Annotated in this window: 16 protein-coding genes; 13 read left to right on the forward strand and 3 right to left on the reverse strand. The window is 54.7% G+C overall.

Going from position 1 to position 17,015, the window contains the following annotated elements:
- The first annotated feature begins 17 nt into the window (after positions 1-17).
- The 9 genes from II896_05245 (at position 18) to II896_05285 (ending at position 7,108) form a co-directional block, all read left to right on the forward strand.
- Positions 18-764: a polysaccharide deacetylase family protein gene (locus II896_05245; GenBank protein ID MBQ4444035.1), complete on the forward strand. Its 747-nt coding sequence runs from the start codon at positions 18-20 to the stop codon at positions 762-764.
- Positions 765-779: 15 nt separating this feature from the next.
- Positions 780-1,457 (forward strand): single-stranded DNA-binding protein, encoded by a 678-nt coding sequence (locus II896_05250; protein ID MBQ4444036.1) that lies wholly within the window; start codon positions 780-782, stop codon positions 1,455-1,457.
- A gap of 44 nt (positions 1,458-1,501) precedes the next feature.
- Positions 1,502-2,137, forward strand: a complete 636-nt coding sequence (locus tag II896_05255) for a YggS family pyridoxal phosphate-dependent enzyme (protein MBQ4444037.1) — start codon at positions 1,502-1,504, stop codon at positions 2,135-2,137.
- A 7-nt stretch (positions 2,138-2,144) separates the two neighbouring features.
- Positions 2,145-2,444 (forward strand): cell division protein SepF, encoded by a 300-nt coding sequence (locus tag II896_05260; GenBank protein ID MBQ4444038.1) that lies wholly within the window; start codon positions 2,145-2,147, stop codon positions 2,442-2,444.
- Positions 2,441-3,226 carry a signal peptidase II gene (gene lspA / locus II896_05265; protein MBQ4444039.1) on the forward strand — a complete coding sequence of 262 codons (786 nt, stop codon included), beginning with the start codon at positions 2,441-2,443 and terminating at the stop codon, positions 3,224-3,226. Before II896_05260 ends, lspA begins: the two co-directional genes overlap by 4 nt.
- The gene (locus II896_05270; protein MBQ4444040.1) at positions 3,219-4,130 is read left to right on the forward strand and encodes an RluA family pseudouridine synthase; all 912 of its coding nucleotides are present in this window, start codon (positions 3,219-3,221) and stop codon (positions 4,128-4,130) included. The genes lspA and II896_05270 overlap by 8 nt, the downstream gene beginning before the upstream one ends.
- A gap of 274 nt (positions 4,131-4,404) precedes the next feature.
- A complete protein-coding gene (pyrR, locus tag II896_05275; protein ID MBQ4444041.1) occupies positions 4,405-4,944 on the forward strand; it encodes a bifunctional pyr operon transcriptional regulator/uracil phosphoribosyltransferase PyrR in 540 nt (179 codons plus the stop codon).
- Between the two features lie 48 nt (positions 4,945-4,992).
- Complete coding sequence (locus II896_05280) at positions 4,993-6,591, forward strand: uracil-xanthine permease (protein MBQ4444042.1); 1,599 nt, start codon at positions 4,993-4,995, stop codon at positions 6,589-6,591.
- Between the two features lie 229 nt (positions 6,592-6,820).
- Positions 6,821-7,108 carry a hypothetical protein gene (locus tag II896_05285; GenBank protein MBQ4444043.1) on the forward strand — a complete coding sequence of 96 codons (288 nt, stop codon included), beginning with the start codon at positions 6,821-6,823 and terminating at the stop codon, positions 7,106-7,108.
- Between the two features lie 58 nt (positions 7,109-7,166).
- Here the strand turns inward: II896_05285 and II896_05290 are convergent, their stop codons facing one another.
- Complete coding sequence (locus II896_05290; protein ID MBQ4444044.1) at positions 7,167-8,648, reverse strand: DUF1846 domain-containing protein; 1,482 nt, start codon at positions 8,646-8,648, stop codon at positions 7,167-7,169.
- 184 nt (positions 8,649-8,832) lie between these two features.
- Between II896_05290 and II896_05295 the strand changes: the two genes are divergently transcribed.
- Genes II896_05295 through II896_05305 form a run of 3 tightly spaced genes read left to right on the forward strand, consistent with a single transcriptional unit; the run spans position 8,833 to position 11,456 of the window.
- The gene (locus tag II896_05295; GenBank protein MBQ4444045.1) at positions 8,833-9,561 is read left to right on the forward strand and encodes a 4-hydroxy-tetrahydrodipicolinate reductase; all 729 of its coding nucleotides are present in this window, start codon (positions 8,833-8,835) and stop codon (positions 9,559-9,561) included.
- Positions 9,542-10,306, forward strand: coding sequence for a diaminopimelate epimerase (gene dapF, locus II896_05300; GenBank protein ID MBQ4444046.1), 765 nt, complete (start codon positions 9,542-9,544; stop codon positions 10,304-10,306). The genes II896_05295 and dapF overlap by 20 nt, the downstream gene beginning before the upstream one ends.
- Positions 10,299-11,456 (forward strand): aminotransferase class I/II-fold pyridoxal phosphate-dependent enzyme, encoded by a 1,158-nt coding sequence (locus tag II896_05305; GenBank protein ID MBQ4444047.1) that lies wholly within the window; start codon positions 10,299-10,301, stop codon positions 11,454-11,456. Before dapF ends, II896_05305 begins: the two co-directional genes overlap by 8 nt.
- Here the strand turns inward: II896_05305 and II896_05310 are convergent.
- The gene (locus II896_05310) at positions 11,444-12,862 is read right to left on the reverse strand and encodes a DUF92 domain-containing protein (protein MBQ4444048.1); all 1,419 of its coding nucleotides are present in this window, start codon (positions 12,860-12,862) and stop codon (positions 11,444-11,446) included. The two genes, II896_05305 and II896_05310, sit on opposite strands and share 13 nt — an antisense overlap.
- A 3-nt stretch (positions 12,863-12,865) precedes the next feature.
- A complete protein-coding gene (locus II896_05315; protein MBQ4444049.1) occupies positions 12,866-13,783 on the reverse strand; it encodes an alpha/beta hydrolase in 918 nt (305 codons plus the stop codon).
- 294 nt (positions 13,784-14,077) lie between these two features.
- Between II896_05315 and II896_05320 the strand changes: the two genes are divergently transcribed.
- Positions 14,078-16,885, forward strand: a complete 2,808-nt coding sequence (locus II896_05320; protein ID MBQ4444050.1) for an ABC transporter ATP-binding protein/permease — start codon at positions 14,078-14,080, stop codon at positions 16,883-16,885.
- Positions 16,886-17,015: the final 130 nt, after the last annotated feature.

The following is a 17,015-nucleotide window of genomic DNA, read 5'->3' on the forward strand; positions in this document are numbered from 1 at the left end:
CCGAAAAGGAGAGTATAATGAGATTGTTCGGGGTATGTAGACTCAAAAGCGTGCTGACGGCGGTCGCCGCCGTGTGCTTGGTTGCCGTAGGGCTGGGGGTGAGCGTTCCCGTGGCGGTCGCCGCCAAAACGACGAAAAAACTGCCGATATACTGCGTGGAAGACGATAGGAAAATCGCCGTTACCTTCGACGCGTCGTGGGGTGCGGAGAGGACGAAAGGTATCGTCGATACGCTGGAGCGGTACGGCGTAAAAGCCACCTTTTTCCTGACGGGGATATGGGTGGACGATTATCCCGAAGAGACGAAATATATCGCCGAACACGGCATGGAAATCGGCAACCACAGTATGCACCATTACAATATGGGCAAAATGAAAAGAGAGGATATCGTGCGGGAAATCGACGAAGTGGACGGCAAGATAGCCGCGTTGACGGGCAAACACCCCGCGGTGTTCCGCGCACCGTTCGGCGATTACGGCAATACGCTCATCGACGTATTGGAAGAAAAGGGGATGCGTTGTATACAATGGGACGTGGATTCGCTGGATTGGAAAGGACTGTCGGCGGACGTCTTGGTGGAACGCGTCGTCAAGCGAGCGACAGGCGGCAGCATTATACTGTGCCACAACAACAGCGAACATATTTCGGAGGCGTTGCCGACCATACTCGAAACGCTCGGAAAGCAATACGAATGGGTGACGGTAAGCGAACTGATCCAAGGAAAAGAAGGAACAATCGACCATACGGGAAAACTGCACGCATAGTGCAAGGAGGATACAATGAATTACGAAGAATTGGCAAACAACAGAGTATTTTTGTCGGGTGAGGTACTGACGCCGCCCGCATTCAGTCACGAGGTATTCGGCGAAGGGTTTTATGAATTTATGCTGTCCGTGTTGCGCCTAAGCAATCAATGCGACGTGCTGCCCGTCACGGTGTCCGAACGACTGCTCGGCGAGGCGAGAATAACCATTGGCAAGCGGATATCGGTATCGGGACAATTCCGCTCATACAATAAGTTGTATGAGAATCACAGCAAATTGATGCTGACCGTGTTCGCAAGGACGATCGAGGAGTACGACGACGAACTCAACCCGAATACCATCGAATTGGACGGCTATATCTGCAAGAAACCCATGTACCGCACGACGCCGTTTAAGCGCGAGATATGCGATATATTGCTCGCCGTCAACCGCGCCTATAACAAGTCGGATTATATCCCGTGTATCGCTTGGGGGCGCAACGCGCGATTCGTCAATACGCTGGAAGTGGGACAGCATATCGCCCTGTCGGGCAGGATACAAAGTAGGGAGTACCTCAAACAGTTGGGCGACGGGCGGCAGGAAACGCGTACGGCCTACGAAGTGTCCGTGTCCCGATTGACCACGGACGGCGACGAGGCCAAGGACGAGCGGGAGTGGTATCATTATCTCGCCGTCAATTCGCAAGTAAATTAGGCGAATACATTGCAACTTAGAAGAGAACGTGCTATAATATCGGTATGCTGGAGTATACCGATATTTGTTTGAACGTAGAACGATTCCAAGAGATTTGCCGCGAGAGGCACGTCCTTTTGACGTTGGCCACCAAGACTATCCCCAAAGAAACGTTGGAAAAGTTGGCGGCGCAGTACGACCTCGTCTACGGCGAAAACCGCGTGCAGGAACTGACCGAAAAGTATTTCGCGGGGCCTACGTGGTATTTTATCGGCAGATTGCAACGCAACAAAGTCAAGTATTTGGTGGACAAGGTGTCTATGATCTGCTCGGTCGATTCGGTCGAGTTGGCGGAGGAGATCCAAAAGCGGTGCGCGGCCAAAGGCAAAGTGATGCCCGTGTTGGTCGAGATCAATTTGGGCGAAGCCCAAAAGGGCGGCGTGGAGGGAACGGCACTATCGGCTTTGCTCGACGAGATCGCGGCGATGCCCAATCTGCGGCTCGAGGGGTTGATGGCCGTTTTGCCGCGCGAAAACGCCGAGGACGCCGCTAAGCGTGCCGCCGAACTGTATCGTAAAGCAAAAGAACGCTACCCTATGACCTATTTGTCTATGGGAATGAGCGAGGATTATCAAATCGCCATAGAAGCGGGCGCCAATATGATTCGGTTAGGCAGCGCGGTCTTTGGCAAAAGGAGTTGACATGGCTATGAACAAAACGGATAAAAAGGTCACGCCCCTGTACGTAGAGAGCGTGGAGACCAACAACGCCGCCAGCAAGATGATCGTGATGAAGCCCAAGAATTTCGACGATATTCAGGCGCTGATTACCAATCTGGCGTCGGGGCAGTCGGTGATATTCAATCTGGACGAAGCGTCCAAAGACACCGCGCAACGTATGCTCGACTTTATGGCGGGCGCGGCGTTTGCGTTGGGCGGCAGTATGCAACGCATCGAAAACTCCATGTTCTTGGTGACGGCAAAGGGCGTGGGTATTCAGGTCAAATGATCGTTTTGCTCGTCGTAGAAGTACTTTTGTTCGGCGCGTTTCTCGCGTCCGACCTCGTTAGTAAGCATTTCGTGATGCCCTTTTTGGAGGCCAACGGCGATTACGTGCTGATCGACAAGGTCATTACCTTGACGCCCGCGTATAATACGGGCGCTGGGTTCAGTATGCTCTCGGGGAAGACGGGTTGGCTCATCGCCATCACCGTGGTGGGGTTGGCGCTCCTTTTGGCGTTCACCGTATACGCGCATCTCAAACTCAACACCAAGAAGAAAAGCACCAAGTTTTTGCTGGTGCTATTGATGATGATGCTCGCTGGCGGCGTGGGCAATCTGGTGGATAGGGTAGCCTACGGCTACGTGCGCGATTTTATCGACTACACCGTGGTGCAGACCTTGTTCCACCGCTCGTTCGCCATCTGCAACGTGGCGGATATATGGCTGACCGTCGGCATGATCTTGCTCATCGTGTACGTCATTTTCTTTTGGCGGGACAGCAACAAGAAGGATTACGTCGAGCCCGCCCCCGACCGCTATCAGGTGGAAACGGCCGAACGCCTTTTGTCCGTGGACAAAGAGCGCGAGGTGGATTTGCGCCAAGTCGCGTTCAAAGAGGATATAAAAGACGAGCACGCGGGCGAGGTCGCAAGCGGCACGGACGCCGAGGCCGCCGAGAAAAGTGCGGACGGCGAAGCGCAAAACGCGGAATCGAAGGAAGATATGGCAGGCGAGACTGCGAATGATAGAGGCACGACAGACGGGGAGGACGTCGGTAACGATGGCTGACCTCGTGGTCTTCGTGGTGGATAGCCCCGCGCGCTTGGACGCCGCCGTGGCCGCCTCCGTCGAGGACGTCACGCGGTCTTTGGCGCAAAAACTCATCGGTATGGGCAACGTGTCGGTCAACGGCAAGGTCGTTACGAAGAACGGGTACGCATTGTCGGCGAAGGACTCCGTGGCCGTGCAGACCGTAGATCCCGTCGAGTTGTCCGTCGCGCCCGAGGATATTCCCATTGATATCGTATACGAAGACGCCGATATGATCGTCGTCAACAAGCAACAGGGGCTTGTCGTGCATCCATCGGTCGGTACGCCGTCGGGCACATTGGTCAACGCTTTGATGAACGTGCGCGACCGCTTCAGCGGTATCAACGGCGTGGTGCGACCGGGCATCGTGCATCGGTTGGATAAGAATACGTCGGGACTATTGGTGGTGGCCAAGAACGACAAGGCGCATTTGTCCCTGGCCGAGCAGATCGCCACCAAAGAGGCCAAACGGTTTTATATGGCCTTGGTGGACGGCAATATCAAAGAGGACGAGGGCGTGATTTGTGAGCCCATCGCCCGCAATCCCAAAGACCGCAAGCAGATGGCCGTGGTCGAAGGGGGGAGAGAAGCCACTACGTTGTATACAGTGGTCGAACGCTTCGGACAGTACACGTTGGTGAAATTCGAGTTGAAAACGGGCAGAACGCACCAGATACGCGTGCACGCCAAGTACATTCACCACCCTGTAGTGGGCGACGACGTGTACGGCGGCAGCAATAAGTTCGGCCTGGCGGGGCAGCTGTTGACCGCGTATCGGCTGGAACTCGATCAACCCACCACGGGGGAGCGGTTGGCTTTCGAGATACCTTTGCCACCTTATTTTCTGGACGTTTTGGAAAAGTTGCGCAAGAATTGCAAGTAACGATATAAAATGTGCGTATGGGCGCGCGCATAGCGCACGCGCATGAGGCGTAGTCGGACGAGAATCGCTCACGTATTCGAAGACCTTATGGGGTTTATCCGTTTTAGTTATAGGATATTTTTGTGAGAATCGTAAAAATCGGTTGACACCCGTCGAGGGGTGTGTTAAGATAATGTCAGCATGAGTCTTTAAGTTGATGCGAGACGTCGACAAGGCAAGTAATATAAGGGTTATACTACGGTCTTGTCGCATGGCAAGGCCGTTTTTTTGTAGGATGAAGTTCAAGTCGGTGTTGATTGAGGAATCGGTGGTGATGCGCACGCTACTTAGGCTGTCCTTCGAGATAGTGGAACGTAGCGAGGATATCACCAACGTGGTGCTCATCGGCATCCGCACGAGGGGAGTGCCCTTGGCCGAAGTCATCCGCAAGAATATCGCCAACAACGCCGCGGTGGACGTACCCTTGGGAGAGTTGGACATCACCCTCTATCGCGACGATTTGAGCGCCATCGCCGAGTTGCCGATCGTCAACGGCACCAAGGTGGACTTCGATATCAACGGCAAGGACGTGGTGCTGGTGGACGACGTGGTGTACACGGGACGCACCGTCCGAGCCGCCATCGACGCTGTGTTTGCCTTGGGTAGGCCCAAGACCATTCGGCTGGCCGTATTGGTGGACAGAGGGCACCGCGAATTGCCCATTCGCGCCGACTTCGTGGGAAAGAACGTGCCGACTTCCAAGAAGGAAGTGGTGTGCGTTCATTGCACGTCGATAGACGGCAAGTGCGATGTGGAATTGTGCGAACTCGATTAACCTTCGGGTTATTAATATAGCAAAACTTTACAAAAGGAGATATTTTGTATGAAAATGATTTACAACGTCGAAGACAAGCCCGCATGGTCCAAACTGCTGGTTTTCGCCTTCCAACAAGTGCTCGCCATCATGGCCGCCACCATCGCGGTGCCCCATATCATCGGCTTGGATGCCCAAATCCCCGCGGCTATCTTGGGCGCCGGCGTCGGTACCATCGTGTACTTGCTCTTCACCCGTTTCAAGAGCCCCGTGTGCATCAGTAGCTCGTTCGCGTTCCTTAGTTCATTGTTTGTGGCGCTTACATTTGGTTACTGTGGAATCATCGTTGGTGGTATTTTGGCAGGTTTGGTGTACGTCATCATCGCCATTGTGATTCACTTTGTTGGGACTAAATGGGTTAGCAAATTGATGCCTCCCGTCATCATCGGACCCACCGTTGCACTTATCGGTTTGAGTTTGGCCGGTAATGCGGTTGGTGATTTTGTTAAGGCAAGTGCGAGCAGCATCAATGGCGCTTATAACTGGGTAAGCATTTTGTGCGCATTAGTAACCTTAATTACCATCATCGTTTGCTCCATTCAAAAGAAACGCAAAGGTTTGCGCCTCATCCCCTTCATCGTGGGTATCGGCGCCGGCTATCTGTGCGCGTTGATCTTCACCCTCATCGGCTACGGCGCTCACGCCGACTACTTGATGGTGCTCGATTGGAGTCCCTTGGTCAACAACTTCAGCCCCGTGAAATTCACCTCTTTCCTTGATTATCCTCACTTCGCGTTGGTAGAAGGAATTAAAGAGTTGGCTAATGGTACCGCTACTATGTCTTGGGCTGGTTTAGGTGAAATCGCCTTGGCCTTCATCCCTGTGGCACTAGTGGTCTTCGCCGAGCATATCGCCGACCACAAAAACCTCGGCTCCATCATCGAGCGCGACTTGGTTGAAGGCGAGCCCGGACTCGAGCGCACCCTCCTTGGTGACGGCGTCGGCTCCATCGCCGGTACCGTGTTCGGTATCTGCCCCAACACCACTTACGGTGAGTCCGTCGGTTGCGTGGCTATCACCCGCAACGCTTCCGTGCGTACCATCTTCGTGGCGGCTTGCATGTGCATCGTGCTCTCGTTCGTTAAACCCCTCATGGTCATTCTGCAAACCATCCCCAGCTGTGTCATGGGCGGCGTGTGCTTGACTCTGTACGGCTTCATCGCTGTCAGCGGTCTCAAGATGTTCAAAGACATCGACCTGGGCGAGAACAAGAACTTGTTCACCGTGTCTGCCATCCTCATCGCGGGTATCGGCGGCTTGTCCATCCAAATACCTTATGCTCTTATCAAAGCCAATGTTCCTACCATCGGTTACGATGCGGCTGGTAATGCAATTGAGTTGTATGATTCTAACGGCAATCAATTGTTCGACGCGCTCGCAGGTCAACCTGCAAAGGTTATTACCGTAACTTCGATTGCAACCGCGTTGATACTCGGTATCTGTATTTACGCTATCTGCAACTTCATCGAGAAGAAGCAAAAGGATATCCCCGATGACGGCGAGGCCGAAAGCTTGATGGCCGCTCCCATCGAGTCGGGCAGCACCTACGAAGTAGGCGGCGAAGAAACCGTCGAAACGGTCGAAACCACCGACGGCGACAACGAGTAAACGATATAGAGCATATATATCCGCAAAAAAAGATTAAGTCCGTGCTTCGGTACGGACTTTTCTTCGGTCAAGGAAAAACGATTGAGATCATTCCTTTGAGCGCAGTCGAAACGGTACGAGCGGGAAGAGAAAATTATTTTGTAAAATCGTCGCGTATAGGCAAAGCGTTAGAAGACATACTACGGGTATGGAAAACGCATCCAGAGAAAGTTTTATTCATAGCAACCGAATGCCCATCTTGATTGTCGGCATTCTCATGACGATAGTTTCGGTCATTTTGTTCGCCATCGGTTATGCGACCGAGGCTAGACCGGGACTGTGGATCGCCTCGGTGGTGATAGGCGTCATCGCCAGCATTATGCTGATGGTGGCTACCTACGCCTCGGGCGGCGCGTATCGCGTGCTGGGTATGGTGTTTTTGACCATTCAAGTGGTGTTCATCACCATTATGGCGACGATGTACTTCGGCGGCATAGGCTGGGAAGGCGTAGGTCGCGGCGTAGAAGGCAGAATGTAGCGATACCGAACGAAAAAAGAGACGGCAGGAGTTGCCGTCTCTTTTTGGTTGCGAATACTTACGCGTGATACAAGCGGTCGGTCTCGTACTTGGGCTCGCAGGTGAGGTTGATGCCCAAATTCTTGAAGGTCTTGACGTCGGAAGAACTGACGATGACTGAGCAATGCGCCTCGCACCCTTTGAGTTTGTCGAGTTGCTTCAACGCGTGCTTGGCCACGGGGTTGGTCGCCGCGCAGATGGCAAGTGCCATCAGCACCTCTTTGGCGTGCAGGCGGGGGTTTTTGGATCCGAAGCTGTTGACTTTGAGGGCTTGCATGGGTTGAATGACGATCTCGGAGATGATATCCTGGTCGTCGGGAATGCGCGCCAACTTTTTGAGCGCGTTCATCAAAATGCCCGCGCAAGCGCCCATATAGTCGCTGGTACGCCCCACGACGATGGTGCCGTCGGGCATAAGAAGAGAAGCGGCGGGCGCACCCGTTTCTGCTTCGCGTGCGAGGGCAGGGGCGACGACCACGCGGTCGGAAGTGGAGACTTGGAGCGTCTTCATCAATAGCTCCAACTTGCCCACGACGGTAGAGGGACAGCGGCCGAGTTTGCAGTCGACCATACCTTGGTAGTAGCGGCGAATGACCTCTTGCGTGGCGGCCTCGCATACGACTTCGTCGTTGGAAATGCAGTAGCCCGCCATATTGACGCCCATATCGGTGGGGGACTCGTAGGGGCTCTTGCCGTAGATCTGCTCAAACATACTGCGCAACACGGGGAAAATCTCTATGTCGCGGTTGTAGTTGACCGCCAATTCGCCCTTGGCTTCCAAATGGAAGGGGTCGATCATATTGACGTCGTTGAGGTCGGCCGTCGCCGCCTCGTAGGCCACGTTGACGGGATGCTTGAGAGGCAGATTCCAGATGGGGAAGGTCTCGAACTTGGCATAGCCCGATTTGACGCCGCGGCAGTTGTCGTGATAGATATTGGATAGGCAAGTGGCCATCTTGCCGCTGCCGGGGCCGGGCGCGGTGACGACGATGAGGGGGCGGGTGGTCTCGATATAATCGTTGCGGCCGAAGCCTTCCTCGCTGACGATATTGACTATGTCGTGCGGGTAGCCCGCGATGCTGTAGTGGTGATAGACCTTGATATTCTGCGCCAACACTTTGCGCTCGAAGTTGACCGCCTTGCGCTGCTCGTTGTAGCGGGTGAGCACCACGCTGCCTACGTACAGACCGACCTCGCGGAATTGGTCGATGAGCCGCAGTACGTCAAGATCGTAGGTGATGCCGTAATCGCCGCGTATTTTGTTGCGCTCGATATCGTCAGCGTTGATGGCGATGACGATCTCGGACTGATCTTTGAGTTGCAAGAGCATTTGCAGTTTGCTGTCGGGCTTGAAGCCGGGCAACACGCGCGAGGCGTGGTAGTCGTCGAACAGTTTGCCGCCGAATTCCAAATACAATTTGGAGCCGAACAGGCTGATGCGCTCGCGGATGTGTTGAGATTGCATATCCAAATACTTTTGATTGTCAAATCCTTTTTTCATAAGTTTACCTCGTTGCGTTCGATGGTAGTTTTTTGCGATATAAAATACAGTCTTAATTATATATTCTTTTAGATACGAATGTCAATTTTTGTTTGAAAAACCATATATTATTATTGATGATAACGCCTTGGAAAAATACTTATAACACAAAATATGATGGTGTTGACCACAATATATGGTGCCTATGATCGCAATTAACGGATACGGACGAATGGGGAAACTCGTGGCCGAGGAGATCGGCGAACGAGTGGTCGTGATAGACCCGAACGTCGCCGGGCGCCCAGACGGGAATGTATATGTACGTAACGTACAGTTGTTGACCAAAACGCCCGAAGTCATCATAGATTTTTCGTGCAGCGCGGCGCTCGAAGGGGTGCTGGCGTACGCCGTGGCGCATCGCGTGCCCTTGGTCGTCGCTACGACGGGGCACACGCCCGAGCAAAGGGCGCGGATAGCCGCGGCAGCCGAATATATTCCCGTCTTTTTCAGCGCCAACACGGCCTACGGAATGGTCGTATTGCTGTCCGCCTGCGTTCGCGTCGCCAAAGCCTTGCCGAAGGCGAGGGTGAGCGTGCACGAAATACACCGAGCGGGCAAGGCGGACGCGCCGTCGGGTACGGCCGTAATGTTGGCCGAAGCCTTGTGTCGCGCGCTCGGCAGAGCGGGGTGGTCGATGGACGAGATGGGGGACGACTACGTCCGCGTGACCTACGAACGCACGGGCGACGTGGTGGGCGTGCACGAGGTGGCGTTCGATACGGGTTGCGAACGAATAGTCTTGATGCACGAGGCGAAAGACAGGCGCGTATTCGCCAAAGGCGCGTTGTTGGCGGCGCGTTTCGTCCTGCGGCAGTCGAACGGCTTGTACGGCGTAGAGGCGTTGGGGGAGGCGTATGCGATTCGTCAAGATTGAGGCCGCCGGCAACGATTATATATATGTCGATTTGACCGAAAGTTCTGCGTGTGCGTTCGTGCCGCCCGCCTGCGCTTGGGTGCGCGGCATTTGCGACAGGCACTTCGGCGTGGGCGCGGACGGCGTGGTGTACGTTCTACGCGAAAATAACGCGTATCGTATGATCATTTATAACGCCGACGGATCGCGCGCGCGGATTTGCGGCAACGCGTTGCGCAGTATAGCGTACTATCTGGACGTGCGGTACCGTGTGGGTTTTCCGCTATCCGTGAATACGGATAGCGGCGTTTCGCGATTGGAGAAGACGAACGATGGGTACGCCGTGGATTTGGGCGTCGCCGCGTTGGTCGGTATGGGCAGCGTGGACGAACTTGCGTACAGCATTATTGACGTCGGCAATCTGCACGCCGTGTGTATGACGGACGAAGAGCGTTTGACCGTATGCGCGGAAAAAATACGCACCGCGTTGCCCGACAAAGCGCTCAACGTGGAGACCTACCGAGTGGGCGCGGACGGCGAGATTTCAATGGCGGTCGATGAGTACGGCACGGGTAGGACGTTGGCTTGCGGGAGCGGCGCTTGCGCCGTGTGCTACGACGCGTGTCTGCGCGGATTGCGCACCTACGGATTGGAGACTGTCGTGCGCATGGCGGGCGGCACGGTGCGCGTGTCGTGCGGCAAAGAAGGCGGGGTGCGCTTGATGGGGAGTGCGCGTATCGTGTTTTTGGGGGATTACGATGATTGACAATGAGTATCTATTGGACGACCGAAGGTATCTGTTTCGGCAAATGGCGGACACTTTGCGTGCGTTCGTGCGCGAAAACCCCGATGCGGATTTGCTCAATATGGGCGTGGGCGACGTCGTGATGCCCGTCGCGCCCGTCGTAGCGTACGCTATCCGGCAGGCGAGTTACGATTTGCAGTCGCAACTGTCCTTTCGCGGCTATCCGCCCACGGAAGGTTACGACTTCGCACGAGAGGCCGTGCGCCGGTATTATGCCGATATGGGTGCGGCCGTACGGACGGAAGATATTTGCATCGGCGCGGGCGCAAAGGACGAATTGAGCGTATGGAATAGGGTGATCGACGCGGATATACCCGCCCTGATCGTTGCGCCCGCCTATCCCGTGTACGTGGATAACGCGCGGTTGGTCGGCAGACGGGTGCGCTTCGTGCAGGCGGCGGCGGACGACTATCCCGTGCCCGATGGGGTGGATCGTAGACCTTATCTCATCTATTTGTGCTCGCCCAACAACCCGATGGGGCAGACCTATCCCGCGGACGTTTTGCGACGGTGGGTGCAATATGCGCGCGAGAGCAATTCGATAATCCTATTCGACGCCGCTTATGCGGCGTTTGCTTACCCGTATACGATAACGTCGATAGAGGGTGCGGCCGAAACCTGCGTGGAAATAGGTACCTTGTCCAAGTGCGCTTCGTTCAGCGGTTTGCGCTTCGGGTGGAGTATTATCGGGGAAAAACTGCTCGGCGGAACGGCCCGCAAAGCGTATTTGAAATATAAATCGACCGCCACCAACGGCGTGTCCTACGTGGTGCAACGCGCCGCGGAAAGCGCCTTGTCGGGGGAGGGCGTGCGATATGCGAAGGGGTTGATAGGCGGGTATAAGTATTCGGCGAAAATCATCGCGCAAGCCTTGCAACGCGAGGGGTACGACTGCCGAACGGGGGCGTATCTGTGGTTGAAGTTGCCCGAAAAAACAGAAAATCCGTTCGAGTATTTTCTGCAAAAATCGCGTGTCGTCGTGACGGACGGCGCGGGATTCGGCAAAGGGGGCGACGGGTACGTCAGATTGAGCGTGTTTTCGGTGGGCGGGCGCGAAGAGGAAGCCGCCGCCAGGCTGCTGACGGCACTACGCGGGATTCAGCCGAGATAGGCGAAGTAGAGGATGAGAACGGCGGCGGCGGTCGTCAACAAATTGGTGAGCAAGTTGACGTTGCCGTTGGTAAAAATCTTCGCGCCGCTATGGCGTACGGTGGGGCGCGAACAATGCGCCGTGCATTCGCAGACGGCGCCGCATACCGTGCATCGTTGCTTGTACTGAACGGTCGCGCCGAAGACGCTGTCGAGTAGCATACCCAAGAAGGGCAGTAGCGCGACGGGAATGAGGTAGTAGTGCCAACCGAACACGAAGCCGCAGGGGAGGGCGCCGAGCATACTGACGGCGAGCGCGCCGAGGGTGCCCACAAGGCTGACGCCGCCCGACAATCCTTTTTCGATGGGTGTGTGGCGGACGATATCGTACACCTTGACGGCGTAGGCGTTGCCCAATACGCCCGCGAAACTATCGGTCAGCCCCTGCGTGATCGACACCGCGTAGGCGATCAAAAGGAAGTCGCGTCGGGTGAAGTAGTAGGCGAGGATAAGACCGAACGCCCACAAACCGTTCTGGACGATTTGCACGACCTTGCGCGTTTCTTTGAAACGCGAGCATTTGATCAGGTGTTCGGCGAGGTAGATAACGCCGTAGGCCGCGATGACGAAAACAAAGGCGAACCAGCCGCCGAGAATGCCGCATAAGGCGAGCATACAGCCCGCCGCGATGGACGCGGGCAGGGAAAAAGAGCGGGTGTTGACCGTGACGCCGCCCAAGACGAACCCGACGTAGCACATCAGTATGATTTGTATAGTTTCGGGCGCGAGGTATAAAGCGAAACTCCATAGGAAACACCACAGACACACGAAGAGATTGTCCGTGCCTTTGTTGGAGACGACTTCGGTGAGGGCGGTGACGACCGAGAGCGCCACGATATATTCCAAGTGATAGGGCAAGCCGAGCAGGGGGAAAAGCGCAAGTTGCGCCAAAAGGGAGAACAAAAAGCAACCCGTCACGCCCCAAAGCGTCTTGCGGAAAACGGCGATTTTCGGCTTGAGATATTGCCCCATCAAAGCGGCTGCCGCGTCGCCGAAGGAAAGACAAAATACCGCAATGCCGAAGGGGAGCATAAATCGACTGTCGCAAGCGACCGCTACGCTCATGGCGGTCATGGCGATAGCGTAGAATATCGTGCCCAAGTGGTTGCCGCTGTCGCGCTCGATGCTCTTGAAAATCTTGAACCGATAGGATAGGGCGTTGACGAGGACGAAACTCGCGGGAATGACGACGATTTGCCAAGTGTCCGCGAAGCAGTAATACAAAACGAGCCATTCCAGCCCGATAAGACAATGCAAAACTTTGCGCAACACTTCGCGCGAAATGCGGGTGAGCCTTGATAATAATTCGGCGATGCCGATGAGCATCGCCAAATATCCGTAACCTATCAAATAGCCCCAATAATTCATAGGTCAAATATTGCCCGCGAAGAAATCATTCATGAAGGATATGATTTTGGCGTTAGCCTCTTGGGCGGCCTGACTCTTCCAGGTGAGGGAGAAGGTGTGATTGTCATTGAATTCGGTAGAGCCGTACATATCGTGGTAGACGCCGTATTCGGTCAGTTTTTCGCTGAGACGGTCGTGCTGTCCGCCGCAGAAGAAATCCTGCCCCGCGTACACGATGAGACACTTGGGGAAGCGCTCGTCCACGTAATCCACGGGCGCAACCTTGTCCAAATAGGGATATTCGTTGATTTTCTTGACAGGAACGCCCGTAAAGTCGATGCACACGCCGTTGGTGAGGTTGAAGAGCACTTTTTGTTGCAAGGCGCTCATCACGTCGTAGATGCCGCAGTTGAATACGGCGGCCGAAATGCGGCCTTTCATTTGACCGACCACTTCTTGCAAAGCGTCGCTGTTTTGGACGACGGAGAGATAGGCCGAGTAGTAGCCGCCCGCCGAGTCGCCCGTGACGAGGATGCGGTCGGTGTCGAGATTGTATTTGTCGGCGTTGTCGATAATCCAATTGAACGCCGACACCAAGTGCTTGGCAGGCTCGGGGAAGACGTACTTTTGACCGAGGCCGTAGTTGGTGTTGACGACGAACGCGCCCGTTTCTTTGGCGAACCATTCGCTGAGAACGCGACGATATTTTTTGTCGCCCGCCGAAAAACCGCCGCCGTGAATCTCCATAATGACGGGGTATTTGGCGCCGTCTTCTTTGGGAACGACGTACGTGTCCAATTTCATGTCGGGATAGCGCTCGTCAAAGACGATATCCTTGGTGGCTACCACGGTATCGCCGTATAACTTGTGTAATTTGCCGGGATTTTGCTGGGGATTGAAGACGTAGTCGATGATTTTGAAGACGAATTTGGCGAAAGTCATGGTTGTTCTCCTCGCGTAATGAATTTTGCGTATTAATTATATACCAACGCAAAAGTCGTAGTCAATACAAAATCGCAGATACGCGATAACATTTTGTTAAGGAAAAAAATTGGGCTTGGGCGACGAAAATCTTTCGCTTTTTATAGACATTGTTCGGCGTTATTTGATATAATAAAAAAGCGGTGTATTTTCGTTGCGCTTTGCGCGCAAGGCGCACCGCGGAGTCCAATCGAGTATTGCGCCGTATTCGATTGAAAACGAGGCGTTTCGACAAGGTAATTCCCGAGGTGGACCATGCTGCAACTCAAAAATATCGTCAAAGATTATAGCGTATCGGGTGGCACCGTGCACGCGCTGCGCGACCTGTCCGTGACGTTTCGCCCCAACGAATTCGTCTCTATTCTCGGCCCGTCCGGTTGCGGCAAAACCACTTTGTTGAATATCATCGGCGGACTCGACAAGGCTACGGGCGGCGACCTCGTCATCAATGGTATCCACACCGCGCATTTCGATGACAAAGATTGGGACAGTTATCGCAACCATACCATCGGTTTCGTCTTCCAAAGTTACAATCTCATATCCCACCTCAACGTGGTAGGCAACGTCGAATTGGCGCTCACCTTGTCGGGATACGGCAAAAAAGAGCGCAAAGAAAAGGCGTTGGCGGCTTTGGCCAAAGTGGGACTTTCGGGCGAGGCGTACAAGCGCCCCAACCAACTGTCGGGCGGTCAGCAACAGCGCGTCGCCATCGCGCGCGCCATCGTCAACGATCCTTCCATCATTCTCGCGGACGAGCCGACGGGCGCGTTGGACAGCGAGACGAGCGTATCGGTGATGGAATTGTTGAAGGAAATCGCTCAAGATCGGTTGGTCGTGATGGTCACGCACAACCCCGACCTCGCCGAAAAATACAGCACGCGTATCATCAATTTGTTCGACGGGCAAAAGGTGGGCGATACCAATCCGTACGAGCCAACGGCGGAGGAACTCGACGCCGAACGCGAAGCGGCGGGCGAGCGCGCGTTGATGCGCCAAACGGGCAAGCGTAAACGCAAAAACCGCCGCGTGATGGGGCGTACCAATATGTCCATCTGGACGGCAATGACTTTGTCATTGCGCAACTTGTTTTCCAAACGCGGGCGCACGACTATGGTGTCGGTGGCCGGCAGTATCGGCATCATCGGCATCGCGCTTATTTTGAGTTTGTCGCAGGGATTGACCGATTTTATCAAAATCTTCGAGGAGAATACGCTGTCGAGTTATCCCATATCCCTCACCATGCAGACGGCCAATATGACCGATATCATGTCGACGTATATGGGCACGGGCACCGAGGGCGCGGAACGCTATCCCGAAGTGGACTTGGAGAACGACGTCAACACCAACGTGGGCGTGACGCCTATGATGTTCCAAATGATCGACAGCATTTCGAAGGGCGTATATTACAACGACCTCGCCGCGTTCAAAAAGCACCTCGACGCCAATCGGGACGTCGACCCGAAAGAGGGGGGCATCAAGGGACTGTATCAGGCTATACAATATACGTTCGGCGTCAACGTCAATATCTACGGCAGCGACGAAACGAGTCAAGGCTATACGCAACTCAACCCCATAAGCGGATTGAGCCTGGATTGGGACTTTTGGAGCGTGATGAATAGCCTGCAAAACGACGAGAACGGCACGTTCAACTCGGATGGTATCCGCGAGGCTACGCCCCAACTGTTGCAGATGATGAGCGCCGTCGATTCGCTGCAAGGCTACGGCTCGGTGCTGAGCGGTATGCTGTCCTTCAATATGTGGCAGGAGATGATAGACAATCCCGAGTATATCCTTTCGCAATACGACGTGATCTGCGGCGAATTGAACGAGGATCCTTACGGCGTGGTGTTGGTGACCGACCGTTACGACAATATCCCCGACGTAACGCTGTTTAGCCTGAACTATCTCGACCAATCTCACCTTATCAAGTATTTCCTTTCGACGATGAAGGACTCCAACGGCAATCCGCTGTACGAGGCCACCAAACCCATCGTGCCCGAAAAGGTGGATTTTAACGAGTTGATGACCAAGGAATACAAGTTGACCATCGACCCCGATTATTACGGCAAGACCTACGAGGAAGGGACGGTGTACGCCAACCATCACGACGACAAAGACTATATGCTGGAGTTGCTGTCCACCGCACAAACGCTGCATATACAAGCCATATTGCGCCCCAAAAAAGGCGCGACGGGCGGTATGCTCACGGCGGGCGGCGTGTACTATAAGCACGCGTTGGTGCAAACGGTCTGCAACCAAGTGGACGCGCACCCGTTGGTGACGGCCCAAAAGGCCAACCCCACCGTCAACGTGCTCAACGGCGGCGCCGAGTTCGACGCGTCGCAGGGCGAGTCGTATCAAGATAACCTGAGCAAGTTGGGCGTGGCGAACGAAGAACAACCTTCGGCCATCTTTATCTATCCCGCTGGATTCAAGGAGAAAGAGAAGTTGACGGCCTTTATCGAGGCTTACAACCAAGATAAGGCGGACAAGGTGAAGGCGTTGCGCACCTTGGCGGACGAGGCCGAGGCAGAGGGCGACCTCGTGGCGGCCGCGGATTATCGCCAAAAAGCGGACAAACAGGAAGCGATGATCGTGCGCTACACCGACGTGATCGGCAGCATCATCTCCACCATGTCCACCATCATCGACAGTATCACCTACGTGTTGATCGCCTTCGTGTCCATTTCGTTGCTCGTTTCGTCCATTATGATCGGTATCATCACGACCATCAGCGTGCTCGAACGCACCAAGGAAATCGGCGTTTTGCGCGCCATCGGCGCGTCCAAGACGGACGTAATGAGCATCTTTATCGCCGAAACCGTGCTTATCGGTCTGTTCGCGGGCTTATTGGGCGTCATATTTACGGCCATCATCAACTTCCCCATATCGGCCATCGTTGGCGTGTTGACCGGCCCGATGGTCAAGATCGTGGCGCGCTTGCCCTTGTGGGGCGGCTTGGCGTTGGTGGGCGTGAGCGTGGTGCTGACCTTGATCGCCGGTCTTATCCCCGCGGGAAGCGCCGCGAAGAAAGACCCCGTGGTCGCATTGCGAAGCGAGTAGCGGCGAATCATTGCGGAAAAGCGTCGAGTGTTGTCGTAAAACGCGCCCGACGCTTTTTTGGTTGCATTGCGGAGAGATATGTGGTACACTATCGTCGTACGCCTCGGCTTAGTCGACGGTATCTTTCGGA

Source organism: Clostridia bacterium, assembly GCA_017394805.1.
Lineage (GTDB): Bacteria > Bacillota > Clostridia > Christensenellales > CAG-1252 > RUG14300.

Coding starts and splice junctions, on each gene's coding strand:
- II896_05290 (MBQ4444044.1), bottom strand. CDS start 8,648: ATGAAAAAAGGATTTGACAATCAAAAGTATTTGGATATGCAATCTCAA.
- II896_05285 (MBQ4444043.1), top strand. CDS start 6,821: ATGCCCATCTTGATTGTCGGCATTCTCATGACGATAGTTTCGGTCATT.
- pyrR (MBQ4444041.1), top strand. CDS start 4,405: ATGAAGTTCAAGTCGGTGTTGATTGAGGAATCGGTGGTGATGCGCACG.
- II896_05305 (MBQ4444047.1), top strand. CDS start 10,299: ATGATTGACAATGAGTATCTATTGGACGACCGAAGGTATCTGTTTCGG.
- II896_05250 (MBQ4444036.1), top strand. CDS start 780: ATGAATTACGAAGAATTGGCAAACAACAGAGTATTTTTGTCGGGTGAG.
- II896_05260 (MBQ4444038.1), top strand. CDS start 2,145: ATGAACAAAACGGATAAAAAGGTCACGCCCCTGTACGTAGAGAGCGTG.
- dapF (MBQ4444046.1), top strand. CDS start 9,542: ATGCGATTCGTCAAGATTGAGGCCGCCGGCAACGATTATATATATGTC.
- II896_05295 (MBQ4444045.1), top strand. CDS start 8,833: ATGATCGCAATTAACGGATACGGACGAATGGGGAAACTCGTGGCCGAG.
- II896_05270 (MBQ4444040.1), top strand. CDS start 3,219: ATGGCTGACCTCGTGGTCTTCGTGGTGGATAGCCCCGCGCGCTTGGAC.
- II896_05255 (MBQ4444037.1), top strand. CDS start 1,502: ATGCTGGAGTATACCGATATTTGTTTGAACGTAGAACGATTCCAAGAG.
- II896_05310 (MBQ4444048.1), bottom strand. CDS start 12,862: ATGAATTATTGGGGCTATTTGATAGGTTACGGATATTTGGCGATGCTC.
- II896_05320 (MBQ4444050.1), top strand. CDS start 14,078: ATGCTGCAACTCAAAAATATCGTCAAAGATTATAGCGTATCGGGTGGC.
- II896_05245 (MBQ4444035.1), top strand. CDS start 18: ATGAGATTGTTCGGGGTATGTAGACTCAAAAGCGTGCTGACGGCGGTC.
- II896_05315 (MBQ4444049.1), bottom strand. CDS start 13,783: ATGACTTTCGCCAAATTCGTCTTCAAAATCATCGACTACGTCTTCAAT.
- II896_05280 (MBQ4444042.1), top strand. CDS start 4,993: ATGAAAATGATTTACAACGTCGAAGACAAGCCCGCATGGTCCAAACTG.
- lspA (MBQ4444039.1), top strand. CDS start 2,441: ATGATCGTTTTGCTCGTCGTAGAAGTACTTTTGTTCGGCGCGTTTCTC.